Genomic DNA, 25648 nt, shown 5'->3' with positions numbered 1-25648 from the left:
TGTCGCCGGATGTCAAAGTAGCGCCAAAGACCATAACATGTCTGCGGAAGAACACAAGAATATGAAATAGTCAAATTAGGTTAAGTCCGGTGATCCAAATTAAATAGACGGAATGATTGTCTATTGTAGATGATACATCCGTTGAAATTATAAACATGAAAAAAGTTAAGGAGGCCCTATGAAAACCAGCAATATTGAAGTGCACGACATGCTGTCGGTATGGAGTGTTGAGGAAGTAGAAGATCGGATTGGCAAGGTACCGGGTGTCGAAAGCGTTACAGTGAATTACGCTGCAAAAAGCGCCACAGTACGCTACGACGAAACCCAACTTGAGGTTAACGATATCAAGTCAGGCGTACGCCAAGGCGGGTATGAATCCGGCGCATCCGTTCCTAATTCGGCAGGTAAAGGTCACGAAGGCCATACAGCTCCGGTCGCGCCGCCTGCAACCCCGGCACCCGCTACGCCAAAAACTCCCCCAGACGCACCTGCCCCTGCGGGTGCCGCACAAGACAAAACGGCGCCGTCAACAACCCCGAAACCATCTCCGGCAACACCTGCAGCCGGTAATGCAGGGGATAAACAACCAAACAAAGTGATGCCGGACAAAAGTTAGGACAACATTTAAATAGGAGAACATCATGACAATCAGAAAAGGGACAGGACGGTAAAGAGAGATATGGCAAACATAATATGTAACAAGAAATATTGAAATTTGTAGAGGGGGAAGGAGGCACGATGAAAACAAGTGTTATTGAAATTCACGGTATGCTCTCAGTATTGAGTGTGGAGGAAGTGGAAGATCGGATTGGAAAGGTGCCGGGTGTCGAAAGCGTTACAGTGAATTACGCTGCGAAAAGCGCCACAGTACGCTACGACGAAACCCGGATAGAGGTCGCCGATATCAAATCAGGTGTGCGCCACCAAAGCGACCAAGAATCTGCGGTGTCTGCGCCTGCCGCACCCTTAGATGACGACTCCAAGGAAAAAATAAAAGCGGAAGTCCCTTTAGCGCCACCAGTCGTAAAACCGCCAGAGGAAAAAGTAAAGGCTGAAACTCAGCTGCCCGCAAGTGACGCAAAAGCAAAAGTTCCCGATATGCCAATGTCTAAAGCGTCCGCGGCGCCGAAGTCCGCCACTGCCGATCCTGCAGGCAAGGGCCACGAGGGTCACACAGCGCCGGGAGAGCCTTCCCCGATGTCATCGGATATGGCGCATGAGATGGGTCATAGCGGTAAGGACCTTCCGGCCATGGTCCGCGACATGCGCAATCGTTTTTGGATCTGCCTGATTTTTACTGTACCAATATTTATCTACGCCCCAAAGGGAGGCTTCTTCAAGCCGCCGGCTCCGCCGTTCGGGTTGGAGCTCAACCTATGGCTGTTTTTCTTTGCAAGCGCTGCGATTATCTATCCGAGTTGGCCTTTTTTTGTTTCCGCCTGGCGCGGTCTCAAGAAGGGTATCCTGGGCATGGCAGCTCTGATCGTGTTGAGTGTTGGTACTGGGTATCTCTTTAGTATTGGTAGTACCTTTTTCTTTAAGGGAGGCGGGCAATTCTTTGAAGCCGCAAGCGTCCTTTTGGTTTTCATCTTGCTTGGACACTGGCTGGAAATGCGTGCCCGTGCGGGAGCCTCGTCCGCGATCAATGCTCTGATGAATCTCACTCCGGCGATGGCGAATGTTATTCGTAATGGCACTGAAATTGAAGTTCCAACAGCAGAGGTGTTAGCAGACGAGATTGTCGTAATTCGGCCGGGTAACAAGATTCCAGTCGACGGCACGATAGAAACCGGTGAATCACTGGTCGATGAGTCAATGCTCACCGGCGAGTCGATGCCGGTCCAGAAGGGACCGGGTGCCACGGTGATTGGTGCGACGATCAACAAGAGCGGAAGCTTTCGCTACAAGGCAACAAAAGTCGGAGCTGACTCGGCGTTGGCGCAGATAGTAAAATTGGTACAGGAGGCGCAGAACTCAAAGGCACCGGCGCAACTCTTGGCAGATAAGGCCGCGCAATGGCTGGTGATTTCCGCGATCGTCATCGGTCTTGTGACCTTTGGGGTGTGGTTTTGGATGATCGGACAGTCGCTGCTCTTTGCGGTGACCCTGACCATCACAGTCTTCGTAATCGCTTGCCCAGATGCGTTGGGACTTGCAACGCCAATGGCAGTCATGGTGAGTACAGGTTTGGGTGCAAAAAATGGCATTTTGTTTAAGAACGCATCGGCGCTCGAAGATGCTACCAAGCTTAATATTATCGTGTTCGATAAGACGGGTACTCTTACCGTTGGTCAGCCGGAAGTAGTCGAGATCGTGACGGCAGACGGGGTTACCGAGGATGTAGTGTTGATCGCCGCCGCAGCCGTCGAGCAAGGGTCCGGTCATCCGCTGGCCCAGGCAATCGTACGTCGAGCGGCAAACCTTACTGTCACGCCACCGACAGGGTTCGAAAGTCTTGACGGTATGGGGGCGCGCGCTGAAACTGCTGGTGGAACGGTATTCCTTGGCAACCGGTTACTCATGGATACGCAAAAGCTGGCACTTGGTCCCTTGGAGGCTGAAGCTACTCGCTTACAGGGAGACGGTCGTACTGTCGTTCATGTATCGCAGGCCGGTCTTGTCATCGGACTCATAGGCATTGCCGATGCGATCAGACCAACGTCCAAGGCAGCCGTGGCAAAATTGCGCCAACGTAAAATCGAAGTAGTAATGTTGACCGGTGACAACGCAGTCACGGCCAAGCGTATTGCCGCGGATCTCGGCATCGATAGCATATTAGCTGATGTACTGCCGGCCCAGAAGGCCGAAAAGGTTAAGCAGTTGCAGGCAACCGGAAAAAAAGTCGGGATGGTGGCCGATGGTGTCAACGACGCGCCAGCGCTAACCCAAGCTAACGTGGGGTTTGCTATTGGTGCCGGAACCGATGTCGCCATGGAAAGTGCTGACGTAGTGCTAATGAAGAGTGACCCCTATGACATCGTTGCCGCGATTGAACTATCACGCGCGACATTGCGAAAGATGCATCAGAATCTTGGATGGGCGGTTGGCTACAATTTAATCGCGTTCCCGCTCGCCGCGGGTGTTTTATATCCATTCGTGTTGAGTCCGGAAGTCGCAGCGTTGTCGATGTCAGGCAGCACGCTGATCGTGGCGATCAATGCGCTGATGCTCAAGCGAACTAAACTGGCGGGCATTCGTCAGCCTGGTAAGATAGCGGCGCCCGGGACGCCTGACGTGGCAGCTAAGAAGCCAAGTGAAGCGCCTGCCGCAACGGCAACCCCGCGACCTGAAAAGGCAGGAAATGCCGTCGTAGCCTCTCCCGCAAAACTAATGACAAATTAATTAAAAGGAGATAACCATGCAAGCACATACAGGACACATCGCAGGGATGTCGAAAGGTTTAAAAAAACGGCAGAGAAAAGTGAGATCGTCGCCCTCTACAACACTTACGAAAAGGCAGAGCAAGCTGTCCGTGAACTCCAAAAGTCGAGGTTCGGCATAAAGAAGATGTCTATCATCGGCAAAGGTTACCACAGATATTCGGGCCGAGCGCCCTGGCTGGCGTTTATTCGAGAATGACGTGCGACATCCATAGAGAAATGGTAGGAGGAAACATGACGTTACGTGAGAAAACATCGTTTCGGTGGGCGGCTGCGGAGGGACTTCCATTTCCCCTGGGCGCGACAAAGATAGAAGAAGAGGATGCCTACAACTTCGCGCTTTACTCGAAGCATGCGGGAAGCGTCACATTGTTGCTCTATACCGAGCGCGACATTGTTGCTCCCGTATTTGAATATCAGTTCGATTACCTTAAGAACAAAACCGGCAGGATCTGGCATTGCCGCATCCCCCTTGTGTCAATGAAGGACGCGTCCTACTATGCGTACCGCATCGACGGACCTCAGCCCAATGGTCGATTCGAGTGGCACTGGTTCGATCGCGACAAAATCCTGATCGACCCCTATGCAAAGTCTGTGTTTTTTCCCCCGGCTTTCGACCGGCTCACCGCCGTCCGGCATGGTTCGAACGCAGGCAAGTCGCCCCTGGGTGTCCTTGCGGGCGACAGCGAACGCTTCGACTGGCAAGGCGACCATCGCCCTCAGCACGAGGCCGATACTGTCATCTACGAGCTACATGTCAGCGGATTTACCAAGAATCCCAACTCCGGAGTCAAGGATGAAGCGCGCGGAACATTTGCGGGCCTGGTAGAGAAAATCCCGTACTTGAAGGACCTTGGCGTCACCGTGGTGGAGTTGATGCCGGTGTTTCAATATGACCCTTCCGATGACAACTACTGGGGCTACATGCCGCTGAACTTCTTTTCCCCCCACCATGGCTATCTCAGCGACCGCACGGGTAAGGCGCAACACAACGAGTTTCGCGACATGATCAAGGCGCTGCACCAGGCGAATATCGAGGTGGTCCTCGACGTCGTCTATAATCACACGGGAGAGGGCGATCACACGGGTCCGGTCTATAGTTACAAGGGGATCGACAACAGCACCTACTATCTGATGGCGGACCGACAGGGTGCGCCCTACGAAAATTTCTCCGGCACCGGCAACACGCTCAATTGTGCAAACCGCTACGTACGCAAAATGATCATGGACAGCGTCCGTCATTGGGCACACGCGATGCATGTCGACGGATTTCGCTTCGACCTTGCTTCCCTCTTTACCCGAAATCAGGATGGATCGGTCAATGTAAGCGATGCACCGCTGCTCAGCGATATGGCCTCCGACCCGGATCTGGCACATCTGCGTTTGATTGCCGAGCCCTGGGATGCCGCCGGGGTGTATCAACTGGGCCGGGCGTTTCCGGGGATCATGGCTTGCCAGTGGAACGGCAGATACCGGGATGATCTCCGTCGCTTCGTCAAGGGGGATCCCGGAATGACGGCGGCCTTGATGCGCCGCCTGTACGGCAGCGACGATCTTTTCCCCGACGATCGGATGAACGCCTATCACCCACATCAGAGCGTCAATTACCTCGCCTCTCACGACGGATTCACCCTCTACGATCTGGTTGCCTACAACCAAAAGCGAAACTCGGCGAACGGCCACGGCAACACAGACGGAATGGCGGAAAACCACAGTTGGAACTGCGGCTGGGAAGGGGACGATGGCGCACCGCCGGAGGTCATGAAACTGCGCAAGCGACAGATCAAGAATTTCTGTTGCCTGCTGTTCCTCTCGAACGGAACGCCCATGCTCCGTGCGGGAGACGAGTTCATGCACACCCAAGCCGGGAACAACAATCCTTACAATCAGGACAACGAAGTGGGTTGGATTGATTGGGGCCGTCTGCAAGCGAACCCGGACATGTTCCGCTTCTTTAAACGCATGATTGCGTTTCGCAAGGCACACCCGTCGCTGGCGAGGAGCCGGTTCTGGCGTGAGGATGTCCGTTGGTATGGGGTGGGCCACGATGCCGACCTTGCATACGATTCTCGCAGTCTCGCCTTTGCTCTGCACGGCGGATCGCAACAGGACATCGACATCTATGTGATGATCAACGCCTATGGGAAGGAACTGACTTTTCAGATACAGGAGGGCGCAACGAATTCGTGGCGGCGAGTGGTTGATACCAGCCTCGAAAGCCCGTTCGACTTTCTCGAACCCGGTAACGAAAGCCCATTGCAGTCGTTGCATTATCGAGTACCGGGCAGGGCCGTTGTCGTGCTGGTCCGCGACAAGGACGGGGGTTCACCGCAATGAAAGCAAATCCTATAATAAAATGATTCGGGATAAATCCAAAGAATGGGTTCCAATCCTACTAAAAAAATAATGAAGACAAATCAGCATTACGGCAGGGACTGGTGGTGGTTTGCCGTCAGCGGTGCGGCGATGGTCGTGCTCTTCACTGGCTGCGCGGGCGTCCGCACGGCCGGAGAAAAGGCCGCCCGCCAAAACCAGCAAACCATCCAGAATGTTTATCGCCCCAGTGGCCAGCGCCCCACGTTGCCCACGCTCACGACCAACTCACCGCTGAATGACTTCCTCCTGTTCGCCATGTTGAGCCAGCCGCAGGTCGAAGCGGCATATTACGACTGGGCAGCAGCTGTGCAGCGCATCACGGTGGAGCGGTCGTTGCCGGATCCGCGACTGACTTTTCAGAGCGACATCGCGGACATGGTGATATCGCTGATGCCAGGGCTGATGATGGACTTCCCTGGTCCCGGCAAGCTCAAGGCGGCGGCGAACGTCGCCACGGCCGAAAGCGAGGCAAAATACTTCGCGTTCGAGTCGAGCGTTCTTCAAACCGCCTTCGCGGTCAAGAAGGCCTGCTACCAACTGAATTTCCTCGACGCCAAGATTGGCGTGACTCACGAGACTCTGCGGTTGATGGGCGAACTTGAGAAGCTGGCGCTGATACAGAACGAAGTAGGTAAGGTCACGTTGCAAGACGTGCTGCGGGCGCAGATTGAACAGGAGCGGCTTACCACGGAGATTGCTAACCTCGACGATTCGCGCCAGCCGTTGCTCGCGCAGTTCAAAGCATCGTTGGGTTTGAAAGATGAGGACGCGACGCCGCCCGTGCCGCAGAAGTTGGAAACCGCGCCGCTCGGTCTGAGTGCGGAGATGCTTTTTGTCACGGCGCTGGCGCGGAACCCACGATTAAAGGCGATGGAAGCGGAAGTGCAGCTCGCCGAAGCGTCCCTGCGCCTCGCGACCAAAGCGAAAGTGCCGGACTTTAGCGCGGGGATTGAGGCGGATGTCAAAGCTTACCCGGTGATGATGCGGCCATCGGTTGGCGTTACTCTTCCGATTTGGCGTGACAAAATTACGGCACAGATTGCGGGAGCGCAGGCTGGCAAGCGCGCGGCGGAGGCGCGACTCTCGGCGGAGCAAATCGCGCTCGCGGTGGAATTCGCGGAGAAGTCATTTATGTTCCGCGAAGCCAGTCGCAATCTCGAACTGCTAAACGAGCGGTTGCTGCCCATGGCCCGACAGTCGCTGGAAGTCGCTCAATCAGGCTATGTCGGCGGCAAGGTAGATTTTCTCAATGTGATTGATGCCGAGCGGACGCTCCTCGATTTTCAATTGTCGGAAGTCGAATTCCTCCTCCAGCGCGAACTGGCTTTGGCGGAACTGTCGTTGCTCATCCTGGGCGTGCCGCCGACCAACGCACCCGTGTTATCACCCAATGCTGCTCTTGGAAAGGAAAGGAAGCGATGAACTTTAAAAGTATTTTCATAAAACGAAATATTCTCATTGCCCTGGCGGTGGTGGCCGTCGCTGTCCTCGGCGCATTTCTGTTCTTTCCATACTCTTCGCGCGAGAACGAGGCTTCCCGTCCAGACCACACCGGGCACGCAAAAGAAGCGCCCACGCCAGGCACGGCGGTGACCACAAACGACGGGACGGGGGAAAAGACCGTTTCACGCAAAATCACGTCCTACCGGTCCACCATGATGCCTGGCGAAGTCAGCCAGACGCCTCGCAAGGACAGTATGGGGATGGACATGGTGCCGATTTACGAATCGGAAGGTTCGATGCTGGAACTGTCCGAACACGCCCGCGCAATGGCGAGCGTGGAAACCGTTTTGGTCCAGCGCCGCAAACTGAGCCGCGAGATTCGCGCGGTCGGCAAGGTGCAATACAATGAGACCGGGCTGGCCAACATCACTGCCCGGGTCGAGGGTTACGTCGAGCGTTTATTCGTAGATTATACCGGCGTCGAGGTGAAACAGGGTGACCATCTATTGGAGATTTACAGTCCCGACCTGGTCGTGGCGCAGCAGGAAATGCTGATCGCCTTGGAGAGTACACGCAGTTCCATCCTCGTCGAATCGTCTACGCGAAAACTCCTCCGTTGGGGGTTGACGCAGGAACAGGTTGACGAGCTGGTGCAAAATAAAAAAATCCACGAACGCTTAACGCTGTTCTCTCCCATCAAAGGCACCGTCACGGAAAAAATGGTCGTGCAGAAGGCGATGGTGAAGCCGGGCGAGATGCTTTACCGGCTCGCGAACCTCGAATCGGTTTGGGTTTATCTCGACATCTATGAATACGAACTGCCCTGGGTGCAATATGGCCAAATGGTCGAAATCAAATCGGAGGCGGTTCCCGGCCAGAGTTTCACAGCCCGCGTCTGGTTCATTAGCCCGGTACTAAACGAGGAAACGCGTACGGTCAAAGTGCTGCTTAATATCAACAACATGGAGAATAAATTGAAGCCCGGAATGTATGTCACCGCAGTGATTCACGCGGAGCTTCTGGCGGATGGCAAGCCCGCGCCTAGCGGCTTCGAAGGTCAGTGGAGTTGTCCAATGCACCCGCTCGTGCTGCAACCGCAAGCCGGCCAATGCCCGGTTTGCAAAATGACACTCGTGCAGATTCCTGGCACGCCAGCGAGCGTCAAGCCGGAAGGGGACCAACTTCTCCTCGCCGTGCCCGTGACCGCGGTGCTCGACAGCGGCGTGCGCAAACTGGTGTATGTCGAGAAGAGCAAAGGTCAGTTTGTTTCGATGGAGATTGAGACCGGTCCGCGCACCGACGATTCCTATCCTGTGCTGAGCGGACTAAGCGAGGGCGACAAGGTAGTGACACGCGGGAATTTTCTCCTCGATAGCCAATTTCAGATTCGCGGGTTACCGAGCCTGTTCTACAAGGAAGGCCAGGCAGCCGGCGCCAGCCATCAACACGGCGGAGCGGCATCCGCTCCGCCGGCGAATGAGGCATCGTCAGCGCTACCGGCGAGTAGCTCGGGAGCTGAAGAGCATCAACAACACACGCCTCAGCAAAAGCAGCGTAAGGAATAAAGCCAATGATTGACGCTCTCATCCGCTGGTGTCTGAAACACGCGTTCCTCGTTGTGCTCGCAGTCGTGGCCATTGTGGCTGTGGGCTACTATGCGATCCTGAACACGCGGGTGGATGCCATCCCCGACATCGGCGAGAAACAGGTTATTGTTTTTGCGGACTGGCCCGGTCGTTCGCCACAGGATGTGGATAACCAGGTCACGTATCCGCTTACGACCAGTCTTACCGGCACACCGGGCGTAAAGTCCATCCGCTCGATGTCCGGCTTCGGCTTCTCGATGGTCTTTGTTGTCTTCAAGGACAACGTGGATTACTACTGGGCGCGGTCGCGCGTGCTGGAGCGTATCAACGTCGCCCAGCAACGGCTCCCGGCCGGTATCACGCCGGTGCTCGGTCCCGACGCCACTGCGCTGGGCCAGGTCTTTTGGTACACCGTTGAGGCGGAAGGCTTCGATCTCGCTGAACTGCGCTCCATCCAGGACTGGTATTTGCGTTACCAACTTAACTCCGTCGACGGCGTGAGCGAAGTTGCCAGCATCGGCGGCCATGTGAAGCAATATCAAATTGACGTCCATCCGGACAAGTTGCGCGCGCACCGTATCACGCTCATGGACGTTTACGAGGCTGTGCGCAACTCGAACATAGATGTCGGCGCAAAGGTGTTGGAGAAAAACGGCATCGAGTTTTTTATCCGCGGCGTTGGCTTCATCAAGTCAGTCGAAGATTTGGAAAAAGTCGTTATCCGTCAGGAGAAGGGCACGCCCATCCAGGTCAAACACGTCGCGACCGTGAGCCTCGGCCCGGAGTTCCGCCGGGGGGCGCTGGACAAAGCCGGCGTGGAAGCTGTCGGCGGCGTGGTTTTGATGCGTTACGGGGAAAACCCGCAACACGTCGTTGAACGGGTGAAAGAAAAAATCAAACAACTGGAACTGGGCCTTCCACAAAAAACGCTCCCTGATGGCCGCGTCTCAAAAGTAAAAATCGTCGCCTTCTACGACCGCACCGACATCGTCAAAGAGACCGTTAGCACGCTCAAAGAGGCGTTGCTGGAGGAAGCGTTGATGGCGAGCGTAATCATTTTCATCTTCTTGTTGCATCTGCGCAGCACGCTTTCGGTCATTGTCACGTTGCCGCTTTCGGTCGGGCTTTGTTTCATCCTGATGTACTTCTTCGGCGTTGATGCCAATATCATGTCGCTGGCCGGCCTGGCCATCGCCATCGGCGACGTGGGTGACATGGGTATCATCATGACTGAAAATATCTACCGTCACATCGCCGCTGACGACAAAGAGAAGAGTCATTTTCAGAAAGTTTTCGACGGTGCGTCTGAAGTCGGAGGTGCGATTGTCACCGCCGTTTCGAACACGCTCGTTTCGTTCATCCCGGTTTTCTTTCTCGCCGGCCAGGAAGGGTTACTCTTTCGTCCGCTCGCGTACACGAAAACCTTTGCCATTGGCGCATCCGTCATCCTCGCACTCACGGTGGTTCCCCTAGTGTGCTATTTTTTATTCCGCCCGGTTAAGTGGTCGAAGCGAACGGTGTGGATTATCGCCGGTGCGCTTGGCCTCGTTTCGGTCCTCGCCGCGCATGCGATTTTCATGCAGGTAGTGTCGGGGAACCATTACAGCGGTTGGCCAATGTCCATGGTTGTTGGCGTGATTGTCGCATTAGCGTTCGTACGCATGACGCGTGAGCGGTTTCTGCCGCTCGAAGAAAATCCCGTATCACGGGGCATCGCCAGGGTTTACACCCCGACACTGCGTTGGATTCTGGCGCACAAAAAGACATTTCTCATCGCGCCGGTGACGATTCTATTTACGGGGCTGACCATTTGGTTAGGTATAGGTGTCATGCTCGCACCGGTGGGTTGGGCCATCAATTTGTTCGCCCGCGAGCAGGCGTCGCCCGAACTGAAGCAGGCGATGTCTCTGAAGGAGACCAATGACGTGACGCGTCCGCTCATCGAGTTCGACCAAGTACGCTGGCAGAAAGTGAAACGCTCCGACGGCTCTACGTACCGGCGCATCGAGTGGCGGCGGCCAGACCCCAAGGAGCGCGACGCTGAGACGGCACGCGGCATCGAAGTCGTGCAGGAGAGAAAAATCCTCTCAGGCATTGGCCGCGAGTTTATGCCTCCGCTCGATGAAGGTTCGTTTCTTTATATGCCGTCGTTGCTGCCACAAGCCGGCCTTGGCCCCGCGCTTGAAGTCAGCGCCCGGCAGGACATGGCTATCGCCAGTGTGCCCGAAGTTGAGTCTGTGGTTGGGAAACTGGGTCGCGCTGAATCCGCGCTCGACCCTGCGCCCATCGGCATGATGGAGAGCATTATCATCCTCAAGCCGGAATCGATATGGCGGCACATGCCGGTCAAACATTGGTTCTCCAACTGGCCGGGCTGGTTGAAGAGACCGCTCACGTGGATTTGGCCTGAACACCGCCCCATCACGAAAAACGAAATCCTCACCGAGCTTCAAGAGAAGACGGCCATTCCCGGCGTTCTGCCGACATTCCTGCAACCGATACAGACGCGCCTCATCATGTTACAAACCGGTTTTCGTGCCATGATGGGTGTGAAAATTTACGGGAGCGACCTGAAGGAAATCGGACGCATCGGTCTGGAGATCGAGCAGCTTCTTTCGCAGGTTCCCGGCGCGACCGACATTGTGGCTGACCGCATTGTCGGCAAGCCATATCTGGAATTCGAAATCGACCGCGACCGAATCGCCCGCTATGGCGTCAGCGTTCGCGACGTGCAGGATGTCATCGAAATCGCCATTGGCGGCATGAACATCATGGAGTCCGTCGAGGGCCGGGAGCGCTACCCGATCCGCGTCCGTTACCTGCGGGAGTTTCGCGAAGATATTCCCGAGCTGGAAAAGATTTTGGTGCCCAGCTCCACCGGCGCGCAAATCCCCCTCGCGCAAGTCCTCACCATCAAGAGCGTCCTCGGCCCGCAGGAAATCAAAGGCGAGCGCGGCCTGCTGGTGGGCTACGTGACGATGAACACTCGCGACCGCGACGAAGTGAGTGTGGTCGAAGATGCCGAGGCGGTTCTCCAAGGCGCCGTGCGTGATGGCCGGCTCAAGCTGCCGCCTGGTTATTATTGGGAATGGAGCGGCCAGTTCGAGAACCAGGTCCGCGCCACAAAACGGATGAGCATTCTCGTGCCGATCTGCCTCTTCATCATGTTCGTAATGCTCTACCTCGGCTTCAAGCGTTGGTGGATCGCGCCCATCATCTACTTCGGTATCCTCGTGTCGGCGTCGGGCGGATTCATCATGCTGGCGCTGTGGGGTGTGAATCTTTCCATCGCCGTGTGGGTCGGGTTCCTCGTTCTGTTCGGCGTGGTGGACGACGACGGCGTCGTCACTTCGACATATTTGGAAGGGATGTTCAATGACCGAAAATTCAACTCTATCGCTGAAATCCGGCAAACGGTGGTCGAAGCGGGCCTCAAGAGAATACGCCCTGCATTGATGACGATTTCAACGACCATCTTCGGTTTGATGCCCATCTTCTGGGCGACTGGCCGCGGCTCGGATGTGATGCAACCGATGGCTATTCCTTCCGTTGGTGGAATGGTTGTCAGCCTTCTGATTACGATTTGGATCGTGCCGTGCCTGTTTTCCGCGGTGGAAGAGTGGAAATGGAAACGGGCTCAAAAGGGGGAGAATGGCGCGGTTGCATTGGCAGCCAAGACTGGACCGATTTTCGAGGCACCGGGCTCATAAGCGCTGCCCGCAAACTTGGAGAACTGAAATGACCAACGAATTCATAGCCTATTTCTCGATGGAAATTGCCTTGGAGCCGGGAATGCCAACCTACAGCGGCGGCTTGGGTGTGCTTGCGGGTGACACGATTCGCTCCGCCGCCGACCTCAAGGTGCCGATGGTCGCGGTGACGCTGTTGCATCGTCAAGGTTATTTTCGGCAGCGGCTCGACCCAACCGGCTGGCAGACCGAGGAAGCGGTCGGATGGGACGTGCAAAAGTTTTGCCGGGAATTGCCGGGGCGCGTGCAGGTGAGCATCGAAGGCCGAACGGTTCACTTGCGCGCCTGGCAATACACGGTCAACGGCGTCAGCGGCCATGCCGTGCCGGTGGTTCTGTTGGACGCCGACCTGCCGGAGAACTCCGAGTGGGACCGCGCGCTCACGCATCATCTCTACGGGGGCGATTTTCACTACCGGCTTTGCCAGGAAATAATTCTTGGTATAGGTGGTGTGCGAATGCTTCGCGCCCTGGGCTATCACGACGTGCGCCGGTTCCATATGAACGAAGGCCACGCCGCGTTGCTCGGACTGGAGTTACTCGACGAACGAGCGCGCTGGTTCAAACGCGCCGCGTTCAACGAGGAGGATGTGCAGGCCGTTCGCGCCCAGTGCGTCTTTACCACGCATACGCCCGTCCCGGCTGGCCACGACAAATTTCCGCTCGACCATGTGGCCCGCGTGCTCGGGCGCTCGGACGTGTTCACCATGCGCGACGTGTTTTGCTGCGACGGCGAGTTGAACATGACCTACCTCGCGCTCAATCTTAGTCACTACGTCAACGGTGTGGCCAAAAAGCATGGCGAGGTCTCCCGCCAAATGCTCACGCCGCACGACGCAACCCATCACTACCAAATTGATTCCATCACCAACGGCGTGCATCTGGCCACGTGGGCGTCACCGTCGTTCGCGGAAATGTTCGACCGCCATGTTCCCGGCTGGAGGGAAGACAACGCCAGTCTGCGCGCGGCGCTGAGCATTCCCAAGGATGAGGTGTGGCAGGCGCACCAGGCGGCCAAGACACGAACCATCGAAGAAGTCAATCGCCGGGCGAACGCGGACTTTAACCTTGAGACATTCACCATCGGTTTTGCCCGTCGAGCCGCTACTTACAAGCGTGCCGACCTTCTCATCACCGAGCCGTCAAGACTAAGGGGGATTGCGTCCCGCGCGGGCCGTCTGCAAATCATCTACGGCGGCAAAGCTCATCCAAGCGACGACGCAGGCAAGAGAGTCATCCAGCAGATCAATCAGGCGCGCGACTCGCTCGGTCCGGAGGTGCGCATCGTTTACCTGGAAAATTACGACTGGGAGCTGGGATGTCTCCTCACCTCGGGCGTGGACGTGTGGCTCAACACCCCGCTGCCGCCGATGGAGGCCAGCGGCACCAGCGGGATGAAGGCCGCGTTGAATGGCGTCCCCAGCCTCAGCGTGCTCGACGGTTGGTGGATTGAGGGCTGCATCGAAGGCATCACCGGCTGGGCCATTGACGGGGTGGCAGGAAGCAAGGAAATCGAGAACCGCACGCCCCGAGATGCCGCTTCGCTCTATCGCCAACTGGAGCGCGTCGTCATCCCACTCTACTACGGCAACCGCGAAGGATTTATTGAAGTGATGCGCAACGCCATCGCACGCAACGCAGCGCATTTCAACACTCAGCGGATGGTTCAGGAATACATTGTGAAAGCCTATACCTAAAGAAATCAAGAAAGGAACATGACCATGAAAGAATCAAAATCCGTGACCAAAGACCCCATCTGCGGAATGACCGTGGACGAAGCAACCGCTCTCCACGCCGAACGCGATGGAAAGACGTTCTACTTTTGCGGAGACCATTGTCGGCAAAAATTTCTGTCCACACACTCCGGTGCTAAGGCGGAGAACAAGTCTGGAGGTTGCTGTGGATAAAAATACGGCGAATGAGGGAGTGATTACAAAACTATCCAATAAAAATAGCTCGTTCACGACCCGCTGTGAAGTGAACTGTTAGACCTATGGAGGACTTGACAGGAGATAACCTATGAAGAAATATTCGAAATATTCGGGACGGAGCCCTAATTAATGTGATTTTATGGCAAAGGGAAATAGGGCTCCGTCCCCAAATCTCATGAAAATTAATCAAGGATCGGCAGTTAAGGAGGACGGGAGATATGACAAAAATTAATGAATTAAAACCAAAGGTATCCATTATAGGTTGCGGTAATGTGGGGATGCGTTATGCGTATGCGCTTATTATGAAAGGGCTCGCGAGAAGTATTGTTATAACCGATATCGACAAAAAGCGGCTTGAAGGAGAAGTCATGGATTTATCCCACGGCGCACCATATGTCTCCCCGGTTGAAATCATTGCCGGAGACTATTGCGACATAAAAGGTTCTGACTTGGTGGTGATAACCGCTGGTAAGAAGCAAAAGCCTGGGCAGACCAGGATTGCACTTGCTAAAGACAATGTCGAAGTTTGCCGCCAGATCGTATCACAAATAATGAAATATGCTCCTTCGGCAATTTTCTTAGTCTCGACTAATCCTGTAGATATTCTTTCGTACGCGACGTACAAATTCTCCTCCAAGCCGGCCAATGAAGTCATCGGTTCAGGGACGGTTTTGGATACGGCGCGTTTTCGGTTTCTTTTGGGGCAGCACTGTAAAATAGATCCGCACAGTGTTCACGCCTATATTTTGGGCGAACATGGGAATAGTGAGTCGGCTATTTGGAGCCACACTACGATCGGGGGAGTTTTGTTTAAGAATTACTGTTCATCGTGCGGCAACAAACATTCCCGTCACCCCGAGGAAGAGTTAAAAAAGATATTTTCCGAAGTCAGAGATTCTGCCGGTAAAATTATAGAGAAAAAGGGGGAGACATCATATGGAATTGGTTTGTCCTTGGCAAGGATAACACAGGCCATTCTTCATGATGAAAATGCAGTTTTGCCGATATCAAGTCTAGTGACCAATTATCTGGATATGCGTGATGTATACCTGAGTCTTCCCGCTGTAATTGGCAAAAAAGGCATTAGAGAAGTTTTGAAACTCGACTTTACTAAAGAAGAAGAGGCGGCGCTCAAGAAATCTGCCAGCGCTCTTAGAGAAGTTATTAAAGAAGTCGGCTTATAAAAAAGGAGTTTGATTATGAATTCAGGCATTCGTCAAGATTCTACGGCGTCAAGCAAAATTCGGGTGGCAATCAACGGTTTTGGCGTTATCGGGCGCAGAGTAGCCGACGCCGTTTCGTTGCAAGCGGATATGGAGATTGTTGGTATCGCCGACATCGTGAGCGATTATCGGGTTCGCCGTGCGCAATCGCACGGCTACCCGATTTATGCCGCACTGGGCGAAAAGGCGGACGAAATGCGCGAAGCTGGAATTGACGTACGCGGCACGCTCGACGACCTTTTCAAGTCGGCTGAAATCATCGTTGACTGCACACCGAAAGGCATTGACGCCAAGAACAAACCGCGTTATGAAGCGGCGGGCGTTAAATTCATTTATCAAGGCGGCGCGAAGCACGAGTTAACCGGACACAGTTTCGTCGCCTCGGCAAATTACGAAACGGCAATCGGACGCAGTTCGACCCGCGTCGTTTCCTGTAACACAACGGCGACCGTAAGAACTCTAAACGCTCTTAGAAACGCTGGGTTGCTTCGTCGCGCCCGTGGCGTGCTGATTCGCCGTGCGACAGATCCGTGGGAAAGTCATCTGAATGGCATCATCAACACGATGCTGCCGGAACGCAAGATTCCGAGTCATCAGGGACCGGACGCGAAAACGGTGGTGCCGGAACTCGACGTGGTCACTATGGCCGTTACCTCTCCAGAAACAATCGGGCATCTGCATTTCTGGACAATTGACTTAGAGCGCAATGCCTCACGAACAGAAGTTTTGGAGGCTTTTAAGCGTAACTCGCGCATCGCTTTCATTCGAGCGGATGAAGGCGTGGCGGCTCTTAATTCAACCGTCGAGCTGATGAAGGAAATTGGTCGCCCGCGCAACGATATGTATGAAGTCGCCATCTGGGAGGACATTTTGACGGTCGAAGGGCGCGAAGCCTATTACGCTTATCAGGTTGACAATCAGGCAATCGTCATTCCGGAAAACGTTGATGCGATTCGCGCGCTCGCGGGATACGAACAGAATGCGCAGGCTTCCATCGAACGCACAAATCAAACGCTGGGTGTCAGGCAGCGATTCGTTTGACACTTGAGCGATCTCTAAATAAAGAAAGAAGGAAAACATGAAAACATCGAAACCTGTAACCAAAGACCCCATCTGCGGAATGACCGTGGACGAAGCAACCGCTCTCCACGCCGAACGCGATGGAAAGACGTTCTACTTTTGCGGCGACCACTGTCGGCAAAAATTTCTGTCCACGCACTCCGGTGCTAAGACGGAGAACAATCCTGGAGGCTGCTGTGGATAACATCCGCACGTTGCCGGTAAAGGAGGAATCCCGACATGCCCATCAATAATCAGTTGAGAGGTTCAGCACGCCGTGAGCCGTTTTCTGTTCTGACAATAAACGGCGGCTCGTCGAGCATTCGGTTCGCGCTGTATGAGGAGGGCGAACCTCTGCGGCTGTTGCTGGATGGAAAAGTGGACCGCGTCGGTCTGAGCGGCACGAATTTGGCCTTCAAGGACTCTACTGGAAAACCACAGGATAGTCGCGCCATCGACCAATCTGATGACCGTTCGGCGGTCGCTTTTCTACTGGATTGGCTCGAAACGCAGCCGGTTTTCGTTTCGGTCAAAGCCGTGGGACACCGGGTGGTGCATGGAATGACGCATACAGAACCAGAGCGGGTCACGCCAGAGTTGCTTGATGAATTGCACCGCATCACGCCGTATGACCCGGAGCATCTTCCGCTTGAGATCGAGTTGATAGAGGCATTCCGCCAACGCCATCCTTCATTGTCTCAGGTGGCGTGCTTTGACACCGCGTTTCACCGCCCCATGCCGCGGGTCGCCAGTCTGCTGCCGATTCCGCGACGCTACGAGGCAGCGGGCGTTCGACGTTATGGATTCCACGGTTTGTCTTATGAATTCCTCATGGAGGAACTCGCGCACCTCGGCGACCCGGCGGCAACGAAGGGTCGCGTGATCCTTGCCCATCTCGGCAATGGCGCAAGCCTATCCGCCGTGCGCGACGGCAAGAGCATCGACACCAGCATGGGCTTCACGCCTGCAGCGGGTCTGGTGATGAGCACGCGCTCCGGTGATTTGGATCCGGGTCTGTTTTCGTTTATGGCGCGAAGCGAGCAGATGACGGCGTCGCAATTTGACGAGATGATCAACCACGAGTCTGGGCTGCTTGGAGTTTCCGAGATCAGTTCTGATCTGCGCGACTTGCTCGCGCGGGAATCCGATGACGTTCGCGCGGCGGAAGCAGTGGCACTGTTCTGTTATCAGGTCAAAAAATGGATCGGCTCCTTCGCTGCGGCACTCGGCGGATTGGACACGCTCGTCTTCGCCGGAGGCATCGGCGAAAACGCGCCGCTCATCCGCGCACGCATCTGCGATGGACTCGGCTTCCTTGGGATTGAATTGAACGAGGGCCGTAACACCGAGAACGCGTCGCTGATTTCGACGGACGGTGGTCGAGTCGCCGTGCGTGTCATTCGCACCGACGAAGAACTTATGATCGCAAGATCAGTCATCCGCATCCTCGGCCTCGGCTGAAAAAGGAGAATTGAACCATGAAGACAAAAACTCTTTCACCGGAACTGCTCCACAAAATGGACGCCTACTGGCGTGCCACCAACTATCTGTCTGTTGGGCAACTCTATCTCTACGACAATCCTTTGCTTCGGGAGCCGCTGAAGTTGTCACATGTGAAGTCGATGCTGCTCGGGCATTGGGGCACGACACCGGGGCAGAACTTTATCTATGTGCATTTGAACCGGGTAATCAAAAAGTTTGACCTGGATATGATTTACATTTCCGGCCCTGGCCATGGCGGTCCGGCATTGGTGGGTAATACTTACCTTGAAGGCACTTATAGTGAAATTTATCCGGATATCAGTCAAGACGAAGCAGGGCTAAAAAAACTGTTCAAGCAGTTCTCTTTTCCAGGAGGGATTCCCAGCCATGTCTCACCGGAGTGTCCGGGGTCGATTCACGAGGGTGGAGAGTTGGGCTACTCGCTCAGCCATGCCTTTGGGGCAGTCTTCGACAATCCCGAACTGGTCGTCGCCTGCGTTATCGGTGACGGTGAAGCGGAAACCGGCCCCTTGGCGACGGCATGGCACTCCAATAAATTTCTCAATCCGATCACCGATGGAGCCGTACTGCCCATTCTGCATCTCAACGGCTATAAAATAGCCAACCCAACGGTGTTGGCCCGTATCACGTATGAGGAATTGGATCAGTTGCTCCGCGGCTATGGCTGGACTCCACACTTTGTGGAAGGTGATGAACCGGAGATGATGCATCAACTCATGGCTGCTGCTTTGGAAAAGGTCATTACGGAAATCCGGCAAATACAAAGCAATGCGCGAGATAAAAACGATGCCGCTCGTCCACGCTGGCCGATGATCGTCCTTAATTCACCCAAAGGCTGGACGGGACCGAAAGTCGTCGATGGACTACAAATCGAGGGCACCTTTCGAGCCCACCAGATGCCACTACTGGTGGATTCCGAGCATCCCGATCATTTAAAGCTCCTTGAAAATTGGATGAAAAGTTATAAGCCTGAAGAACTCTTCGATGAGAGAGGTTGTTTTTTGCCGGAACTGGTCGAGCTGGCGCCTAAAGGCGAGAGAAGAATGGGCGCCAATCCTCACGCCAATGGCGGATTATTACTGCACGACCTGTTTATGCCAGATTTTCGGAAATACGCAGTGAATGTGCCATTACCAGGATCCGTTCAGGCCGCCGATGCACATGTACTTGGAGAGTTCCTGCGCGATGTGGTTAATCTCAATCGGGAGCAACGAAATTTTCGGATCTTCGGTCCCGATGAGACGCTTTCCAATCGGTTGAATGCCGTTTTTGAGGTCACTAACCGGCAGTGGGAAGCCCCAACGAAAGAAAATGATGAGTTTCTTGCACCCGATGGCAGAGTCGTTGAGATGTTAAGCGAGCATCAATGTGAAGGTTGGTTGGAGGGTTATCTGCTCACGGGCCGGCACGGACTCTTCAACTGTTACGAAGCCTTTATTCATATTATTGATTCGATGTTTAACCAACACGCCAAGTGGCTGAAAGTCACGGCGGAATTGCCGTGGCGGCGGGAAATCGCTTCGCTTAATTATCTGCTCGCTTCGCACGTTTGGCAGCAAGCTCATAATGGTTTTACCCATCAAGACCCTGGCTTCATTGATCATGTGGCAAACAAGAAGGCCTCTGTAGTGCGCGTTTACCTTCCGCCGGATGCCAACTGCCTACTATCGGTTGGTGATCATTGTTTGAGGAGCCGGCATTACGTTAACGTCGTGATCGCGGGTAAATATCAGGCGCCTCAATGGTTGGCCATGGATGCCGCGATCGAACATTGCACCCAAGGGATTGGCATATGGCAATGGGCCAGCAACGATCAAGGCATGGAACCGGATCTGGTGATGGCTTGTTGCGGCGACGTGCCCACGCTCGAGGCCTTGGCCGCTGTTTCCATCCTTCGTAAGCATCTGCCCAGTCTAAAAATCCGTGTGATCAATGTTGTCGATTTGATGAAATTGGAACCGAATACGCAACATCCGCACGGTTTGAGTGATCAAGACTTCGATGCATTATTCACTAAAGACAAGCCGATTATATTTGCGTTCCACGGATATCCTTCGTTAGTTCACCGGCTAACATACCGTCGTGCCAACCATGGAAACATGCATGTTCATGGCTATAAGGAAGAGGGCACCATTACAACATACTTTGACATGACAGTTTTAAATGATCTTGACAGGTTCCATCTGGTGCAAGATGTGATCAAGCGACTGCCACAATTGGGCGTTAAAGGTGTTAAGTTGAATCAGATTATGAACGACAAGCTCATTGAGCATAAGCAGTACATCGACAAGTATGGCCAAGATATGCCGGAAATCCGGGACTGGAAGTGGACTCCCGACGTAACGTCGAAAGAGAAAGTTCTGAGCGTGGAGGGAAAATGATGCGCATTGGTATAGCCGCAGATCATGGCGGGTTTGAGTTGAAAGTGCAACTGATTGCGGTCCTCAAGGCCGCTGGTTATGCGGTGACGGACTTTGGCGCCCATGAGCTGGTTATAGGAGATGACTATCCGGATTTTGTCGTGCCTATGGCCAGGGCGGTGGCGAGTGGTGAAATCATCCGGGGCCTGGCCATCTGCGGCAGTGGGGTAGGAGCTTCTGTTGCAGCCAACAAGGTATCAGGCGTACGTGCGGCGTTGATCACGGATCCCTTCTCTGCTCATCAGGGAGTACAGGATGACGACATGAACATTATGTGTCTGGGCGGACAGGTCATTGGATATGCTTTAGCCTGGGACCTAGTCCAGACGTTCCTAAAGGCTCGATTCAAGGGAACCGAACGGTTCAAACGCCGCCTTGCGAAAATATCGAAACTGGAAAATATGGAGAGAAAATTATGAAAAATAATCCATTGAAGGAATTGGGAACTATCGGCCAGTCAATTTGGCTCGACTATATCCGGCGCGATTTAATGGTCAGCGGCGAGCTTCGACGTCTGATTGAGGAAGATGGGCTGCGGGGTATGACCTCGAATCCATCCATTTTTGAGAGGGCGATTGCGGGCAGTCATGATTACGATGAGGATATTAGAGCCATGGCGCTTGAGGGAAAAGACGTCAAGGAAATCTATGAAGCTCTCAGCCAGCGGGACGTTCAGAGCGCCGCTGATGAGTTCCGGCCACTGTACGACAAAACGGAAGGAATGGATGGTTATGTTAGTCTGGAGGTAAATCCCCACCTGGCGCATGACACCAAAGGCACGATGGAGGAAGCCCGCCGATTATGGGCCGCATTGAACCGGCCAAACGTCTTGATTAAGGTACCAGCAACAGTGGAAGGGCTGCCCGTCATCCAGCAACTTATCAGTGAAGGAATTAATGTTAATGTGACATTGCTCTTTGGGATTCCTCGTTATCGGCAGGTTGTAGAAGCTTACCTTGCGGGTGTCGAAGCGCGAGTGGCACAAGCGAAGCCGGTAAAGACTGTGTCCTCAGTGGCCAGCTTTTTTGTAGGCCGCATTGATGTTTTGGTAGATCCGTTGTTGGAAAAATTTATCGCCCAAGGTGATAAGGATACCGATTTAGCAAAAATGCTGCATGGTCAGGTCGCTATTGCCAGCGCAAAGGCAGCTTATCAAATCTACAAGGAAATTTTCGACAGTGCTCGATTTAAGAAATTGGCCGATAAAGGAGCTGCTACTCAGCGGCTGCTCTGGGCCAGCACCAGCACGAAGAATCCAGAGTACAGCGATGTGAAATATATTGAATCACTCATTGGCCATGACACCGTCGACACGGTTCCCCTCGAAACCCTTGACGATTATCGTGACCATGGTAAGCCGCAAGACCGTATCGAACAAGAGGTCGTGAAGGCCCGATGGATGTTGGATCAATTGCCCAAGATTGGTATCAGTATTGACCAAGTGGCTCAACAGCTTGAGAATGAAGGCGTTGAAAAATTCAGCAAATCTTTTGACAAGCTGATGAAGACCCTGGGAAAAACGGTACAAAAACAAAATTTGAAAAATGAGCAGATAATCATATAGGAGTTCCAATGCCAGGCATATTGGAAATGAATACACAAGAGATGTTGGGCACTGTGCAGAAATTAATGGCCGGCATTAGGGGCATTAGTATTAAACTGGTATTTTCATCTGCCTTATCTTTTGACAGGAATTATAATGTTAGGAATCGCGGTATTGGTATGGAAAGAACAAAGGGTCGGGACCTAAAAAATAAAAAGGAGAGAAACGATGGCGTATATTGTTACTGAGCCATGTATAAAAAAGAAATATACCGATTGCGTGGTTGTCTGTCCCGTTGATTGTTTTCATGAAGATGCAGAGATGCTTGTGATCGATCCTGAAGTTTGCATTGATTGCGGAGCATGTGTATCCGAATGTCCTGTTCAAGCGATATATCCTGAAAGTGATGTGCCGGGAAAATGGAAAGGGTATATAAAACTTAATGCCGTGAGAGCCCCGCAGCTTCCGGTGATTACAAAGAAAAAGAAACCTTTGGCTGATAAGGAATAAACCAAAGATAGTGATAGCAACAACCAAGAAAGGAGAACGTATGACCGCGGCACCCGTTATCGCCGCACAACCAAAATCAGAGGCCTGGCACAACCAGTCTGCCGAGGAAGTGTTGGCAAAACTTGGCTCCGCAGCGACCGGACTTTCGGCGACGGAGGCAGCACAACGCCTCGCGGCCAATGGCCCGAACGAGCTGAAAGAAGGCAAACGCATCAGTCCGCTGCAGATTTTCCTCGGCCAGTTTAAGAGCCTCATCATCTGGATTCTCATCGCTGCCGGTGTTATCTCCGGCGTGCTGGGCGAAGTGGTGGACGCCATCGCCATCCTCGCCATCGTCGTCCTCAATGCCGTCATCGGCTTCTACCAGGAGTTCAACGCGGAGAGGTCCATCGCGGCGCTCAAAAAGATGACCGCGCCCCAGGCTAAGGTGCGGCGCGACGGGCAAGTCACTATAATTCCTGCCTCGGGAATCGTCGCCGGTGACATCCTCGTGCTGGAAGCCGGCGACCTGGTCGCGGCTGATGCACGGATCCTGGAAGCTGCTTCGCTTAAGTGCATCGAGTCCGCGCTTACCGGCGAGTCCGAGTCGGTGACGAAGCAGCCAGCGACTTTGAAACAGGGCGACATCCCGCTCGGCGACCGCGAGAACATAGTGTTCATGGGAACCAGCATCGCGGCGGGGACTGGTCAATCCGTCGTTGTGGCTACGGCGATGAATACCGAGTTGGGCCGCATCGCTGGACTGCTGGAAGAGGCGGGTGCGGAAGAGGGGACACCGCTTCAGCAGAAACTCGATTCGTTCGGGCGCATCCTCGTCTGGGTGGCCTTAGGCATCGTCGCACTACTCTTTGGGCTGGGGCTGCTTCGGGGGACGAAGTTTTTTGAATTGACGATGACCTCAGTCAGCCTCGCTGTGGCCGCCGTGCCGGAAGGGCTGCCGGCCGTCGTCACGGTTTCGCTTGCACTCGGCGTGTTGCGTATGTCCCGCCGCCGGGCGCTCGTGCGCAAACTGCCGGCAGTCGAGACACTAGGTTCGACGACGGTCATCTGTACGGACAAGACCGGCACATTGACGGTGGGCGAAATGACTGTACGCGCTCTCTACGTCTCAGGCCAACGCTACGAAATTACCGGTGAAGGCTACGGGCCGGACGGCGAAGCGCGTTTTGAGGGCAAGAAGACGGAAGCGCAGCATGCGGCGCCGTTGCTTGAACTCGCGACCGGCATCCTCGGCTGCAACAACGCCCATCTCACCCAGGAAGAGGGGGCATGGAAAGTCATCGGAGACCCCACCGAAGGCGCATTGCTTGCCGCCGGTCCCAAAGCGGGCGGCGACCGCGAGCGCATCGAGAAGGAGCTTCCGAAACATCACGAGATACCTTTCGACTCCGACCGAAAACGCAGCACGGTGATTCGCAGGATGCCGGACGGGAAGCTCCGCGCCTTTATCAATGGCGCGCCCGACGTGCTGTTAGAGCGCTGCATAAACCTCTACACCAGCACCGGGGTTCGCCCCATGACGGACGAGGATCGCCAGAATATCGTGGCGCAAAACACCGCGATGGCGCAGCAAGCCCTGCGCGTGCTTGGCTCGGCCTATCGCGACTTGGACAACGATTCGCCCGCCAACCTCACTGTGGACGCCGTGGAGCACGATCTCGTGTTCGTTGGTCTGTCGGGGATGTATGATCCGCCGCGTCAGGAGGCCAAAGAGGCCGTCGCAAAATGTCGCGCCGCCGGCATTCGCGTGGTGATGATAACCGGTGACCATCCGCATACCGCGACGGCCATTGCGCGGGAACTCGGCATCGCTTCAGACGACGACATGGCTATTGCAGGTTTCGAGTTGGACAAGATGACCGACGATGAACTCCGGCAACGCACGCCTAAGATCGCTGTTTACGCGCGCGTCACCGCCGAGCACAAACTGCGCATCATTCGCGCCTGGAAAGCGAATGATGCGGTGGTCGCGATGACCGGCGATGGCGTCAACGACGCCCCGGCCATCAAAGGCGCCGACATCGGTATCGCCATGGGGAAATCAGGAACGGAAGTCACCAAGCAGGCGTCGGACATGATTATCACCGATGACAACTTCGCCTCGATCGTCGCCGCCGTCGAAGAAGGCCGCGGCATCTACGACAACATCCGCAAGGCCCTGCAATACCTATTGGCAGGCAACACTGGTGAACTGCTGCTGATGACCGTCTGCGTGGTCGTGGGTCTTCCGACGCCGCTCCTTCCGATTCACCTGCTCTGGATTAATCTTGTTACCGACGGTCTGCCAGCGCTCTGCTTGGCCACCGACCCCGTCGACCCCGACGTGATGAAGCGCCACCCGCACCGTCGGTCGGAGCGCATTACGAACCGCAGTTTCCTTGGCACGATGTTCCTCACCGGCTTTCTCACAGCTGCTGTGGCGTTCGCGGTTTACTTCTATGTGCTGAAGACGGGAACCGAAGAAATGGCCCGTACTCATGCCTTCGCTGTTCTGGTCTTCGCCGAACTCCTGCGTTCTTTTGGCGCCCGCAGCGAAACTAAACCTATTTGGCGCATCCCCTTTTTCACGAACATCAACCTCGCCATCGTGGTTTCCGTTTCGTTCGGCCTCCAAGTGTGGAGCCATCACAACGCGATCCTGGGCCGCTTCCTGAAGACGTCATTCATGCCGCTCGCCGATTGCTTCCTACTGCTCGCCGTGGGCGCGATACCGCTATTGGTTCTGGAAGTGGTGAAGGTTGTGCGGCACGCTTGGCAGCAAAGAAAGACCGATCTATGATCAAAGATCCGATATGCGGCATGACGGCGGATGAATATTCCTCTCTGCGTGCTGAGCGCGATGGGGAGACGTCTACTTTTGCGGCGACCACTGTCGGCAAAAATTTCTGTTCGTACCTGCGGGCACAATGATTGAGGGAAAATCTAT

18 protein-coding genes are annotated in these 25648 nt (G+C 54.6%); all 18 read left to right on the top strand.

The features are described 5' to 3' along the window. Window positions 1–178: 178 nt before the first annotated feature. The 18 genes from Q8Q08_04250 to Q8Q08_04165 all read left to right on the top strand — a co-directional run bounded on the left by Q8Q08_04250 (window position 179) and on the right by Q8Q08_04165 (window position 25632). Window positions 179–616 (top strand): heavy-metal-associated domain-containing protein, encoded by a 438-nt coding sequence (locus tag Q8Q08_04250; GenBank protein ID MDP2653225.1) that lies wholly within the window; start codon window positions 179–181, stop codon window positions 614–616. A 122-nt stretch (window positions 617–738) separates the two neighbouring features. Further along, a complete protein-coding gene (locus tag Q8Q08_04245; GenBank protein ID MDP2653224.1) occupies window positions 739–3342 on the top strand; it encodes a heavy metal translocating P-type ATPase in 2604 nt (867 codons plus the stop codon). A gap of 272 nt (window positions 3343–3614) precedes the next feature. Then, entirely contained in the window at window positions 3615–5717 is a 2103-nt protein-coding gene (locus Q8Q08_04240) for an isoamylase (GenBank protein MDP2653223.1), read from the top strand. A gap of 69 nt (window positions 5718–5786) precedes the next feature. Continuing rightward, window positions 5787–7178, top strand: coding sequence for a TolC family protein (locus Q8Q08_04235; GenBank protein MDP2653222.1), 1392 nt, complete (start codon window positions 5787–5789; stop codon window positions 7176–7178). Further along, complete coding sequence (locus Q8Q08_04230) at window positions 7175–8764, top strand: efflux RND transporter periplasmic adaptor subunit (GenBank protein MDP2653221.1); 1590 nt, start codon at window positions 7175–7177, stop codon at window positions 8762–8764. Before Q8Q08_04235 ends, Q8Q08_04230 begins: the two co-directional genes overlap by 4 nt. 5 nt (window positions 8765–8769) lie before the next feature. Then, entirely contained in the window at window positions 8770–12495 is a 3726-nt protein-coding gene (locus tag Q8Q08_04225; protein ID MDP2653220.1) for an efflux RND transporter permease subunit, read from the top strand. Between the two features lie 28 nt (window positions 12496–12523). Beyond that, window positions 12524–14230, top strand: coding sequence for an alpha-glucan family phosphorylase (glgP, locus tag Q8Q08_04220; protein MDP2653219.1), 1707 nt, complete (start codon window positions 12524–12526; stop codon window positions 14228–14230). A gap of 24 nt (window positions 14231–14254) precedes the next feature. After that, window positions 14255–14440 (top strand): YHS domain-containing protein, encoded by a 186-nt coding sequence (locus Q8Q08_04215; GenBank protein MDP2653218.1) that lies wholly within the window; start codon window positions 14255–14257, stop codon window positions 14438–14440. Between the two features lie 242 nt (window positions 14441–14682). After that, window positions 14683–15648 (top strand): L-lactate dehydrogenase, encoded by a 966-nt coding sequence (locus Q8Q08_04210; GenBank protein MDP2653217.1) that lies wholly within the window; start codon window positions 14683–14685, stop codon window positions 15646–15648. Window positions 15649–15663: 15 nt separating this feature from the next. Next, complete coding sequence (locus Q8Q08_04205; protein MDP2653216.1) at window positions 15664–16728, top strand: type II glyceraldehyde-3-phosphate dehydrogenase; 1065 nt, start codon at window positions 15664–15666, stop codon at window positions 16726–16728. A 37-nt stretch (window positions 16729–16765) separates the two neighbouring features. Beyond that, entirely contained in the window at window positions 16766–16951 is a 186-nt protein-coding gene (locus Q8Q08_04200) for a YHS domain-containing protein (GenBank protein MDP2653215.1), read from the top strand. Between the two features lie 35 nt (window positions 16952–16986). Further along, window positions 16987–18207 carry an acetate/propionate family kinase gene (locus tag Q8Q08_04195; GenBank protein ID MDP2653214.1) on the top strand — a complete coding sequence of 407 codons (1221 nt, stop codon included), beginning with the start codon at window positions 16987–16989 and terminating at the stop codon, window positions 18205–18207. Window positions 18208–18224: 17 nt separating this feature from the next. Continuing rightward, the gene (locus Q8Q08_04190; protein ID MDP2653213.1) at window positions 18225–20630 is read left to right on the top strand and encodes a phosphoketolase family protein; all 2406 of its coding nucleotides are present in this window, start codon (window positions 18225–18227) and stop codon (window positions 20628–20630) included. Continuing rightward, complete coding sequence (locus Q8Q08_04185; GenBank protein ID MDP2653212.1) at window positions 20630–21088, top strand: RpiB/LacA/LacB family sugar-phosphate isomerase; 459 nt, start codon at window positions 20630–20632, stop codon at window positions 21086–21088. The genes Q8Q08_04190 and Q8Q08_04185 overlap by 1 nt, the downstream gene beginning before the upstream one ends. Next, complete coding sequence (tal, locus tag Q8Q08_04180; protein ID MDP2653211.1) at window positions 21085–22233, top strand: transaldolase; 1149 nt, start codon at window positions 21085–21087, stop codon at window positions 22231–22233. Before Q8Q08_04185 ends, tal begins: the two co-directional genes overlap by 4 nt. Before the next feature lie 207 nt (window positions 22234–22440). Next, the gene (locus Q8Q08_04175) at window positions 22441–22722 is read left to right on the top strand and encodes a 4Fe-4S binding protein (GenBank protein MDP2653210.1); all 282 of its coding nucleotides are present in this window, start codon (window positions 22441–22443) and stop codon (window positions 22720–22722) included. A gap of 40 nt (window positions 22723–22762) precedes the next feature. Further along, window positions 22763–25501 (top strand): cation-translocating P-type ATPase, encoded by a 2739-nt coding sequence (locus Q8Q08_04170; protein ID MDP2653209.1) that lies wholly within the window; start codon window positions 22763–22765, stop codon window positions 25499–25501. After that, complete coding sequence (locus Q8Q08_04165; protein MDP2653208.1) at window positions 25498–25632, top strand: hypothetical protein; 135 nt, start codon at window positions 25498–25500, stop codon at window positions 25630–25632. Before Q8Q08_04170 ends, Q8Q08_04165 begins: the two co-directional genes overlap by 4 nt. Window positions 25633–25648: the final 16 nt, after the last annotated feature.

Source organism: Candidatus Omnitrophota bacterium, assembly GCA_030688425.1.
Taxonomy (GTDB): domain Bacteria; phylum Omnitrophota; class Gorgyraeia; order Zapsychrales; family JANLHA01; genus JAUYIB01.
The sequence above is the reverse complement of the archived record's forward strand: the minus strand, read 5'-3'. Positions and strand labels throughout refer to the sequence as shown.

What these genes read in the sequence shown, in the direction of transcription:
- Q8Q08_04250 (MDP2653225.1), top strand. Translation starts at nt 179, where the DNA reads ATGAAAACCAGCAATATTGAAGTGCACGACATGCTGTCGGTATGGAGT.
- Q8Q08_04245 (MDP2653224.1), top strand. Translation starts at nt 739, where the DNA reads ATGAAAACAAGTGTTATTGAAATTCACGGTATGCTCTCAGTATTGAGT.
- Q8Q08_04240 (MDP2653223.1), top strand. Translation starts at nt 3,615, where the DNA reads ATGACGTTACGTGAGAAAACATCGTTTCGGTGGGCGGCTGCGGAGGGA.
- Q8Q08_04235 (MDP2653222.1), top strand. Translation starts at nt 5,787, where the DNA reads ATGAAGACAAATCAGCATTACGGCAGGGACTGGTGGTGGTTTGCCGTC.
- Q8Q08_04230 (MDP2653221.1), top strand. Translation starts at nt 7,175, where the DNA reads ATGAACTTTAAAAGTATTTTCATAAAACGAAATATTCTCATTGCCCTG.
- Q8Q08_04225 (MDP2653220.1), top strand. Translation starts at nt 8,770, where the DNA reads ATGATTGACGCTCTCATCCGCTGGTGTCTGAAACACGCGTTCCTCGTT.
- glgP (MDP2653219.1), top strand. Translation starts at nt 12,524, where the DNA reads ATGACCAACGAATTCATAGCCTATTTCTCGATGGAAATTGCCTTGGAG.
- Q8Q08_04215 (MDP2653218.1), top strand. Translation starts at nt 14,255, where the DNA reads ATGAAAGAATCAAAATCCGTGACCAAAGACCCCATCTGCGGAATGACC.
- Q8Q08_04210 (MDP2653217.1), top strand. Translation starts at nt 14,683, where the DNA reads ATGACAAAAATTAATGAATTAAAACCAAAGGTATCCATTATAGGTTGC.
- Q8Q08_04205 (MDP2653216.1), top strand. Translation starts at nt 15,664, where the DNA reads ATGAATTCAGGCATTCGTCAAGATTCTACGGCGTCAAGCAAAATTCGG.
- Q8Q08_04200 (MDP2653215.1), top strand. Translation starts at nt 16,766, where the DNA reads ATGAAAACATCGAAACCTGTAACCAAAGACCCCATCTGCGGAATGACC.
- Q8Q08_04195 (MDP2653214.1), top strand. Translation starts at nt 16,987, where the DNA reads ATGCCCATCAATAATCAGTTGAGAGGTTCAGCACGCCGTGAGCCGTTT.
- Q8Q08_04190 (MDP2653213.1), top strand. Translation starts at nt 18,225, where the DNA reads ATGAAGACAAAAACTCTTTCACCGGAACTGCTCCACAAAATGGACGCC.
- Q8Q08_04185 (MDP2653212.1), top strand. Translation starts at nt 20,630, where the DNA reads ATGCGCATTGGTATAGCCGCAGATCATGGCGGGTTTGAGTTGAAAGTG.
- tal (MDP2653211.1), top strand. Translation starts at nt 21,085, where the DNA reads ATGAAAAATAATCCATTGAAGGAATTGGGAACTATCGGCCAGTCAATT.
- Q8Q08_04175 (MDP2653210.1), top strand. Translation starts at nt 22,441, where the DNA reads ATGGCGTATATTGTTACTGAGCCATGTATAAAAAAGAAATATACCGAT.
- Q8Q08_04170 (MDP2653209.1), top strand. Translation starts at nt 22,763, where the DNA reads ATGACCGCGGCACCCGTTATCGCCGCACAACCAAAATCAGAGGCCTGG.
- Q8Q08_04165 (MDP2653208.1), top strand. Translation starts at nt 25,498, where the DNA reads ATGATCAAAGATCCGATATGCGGCATGACGGCGGATGAATATTCCTCT.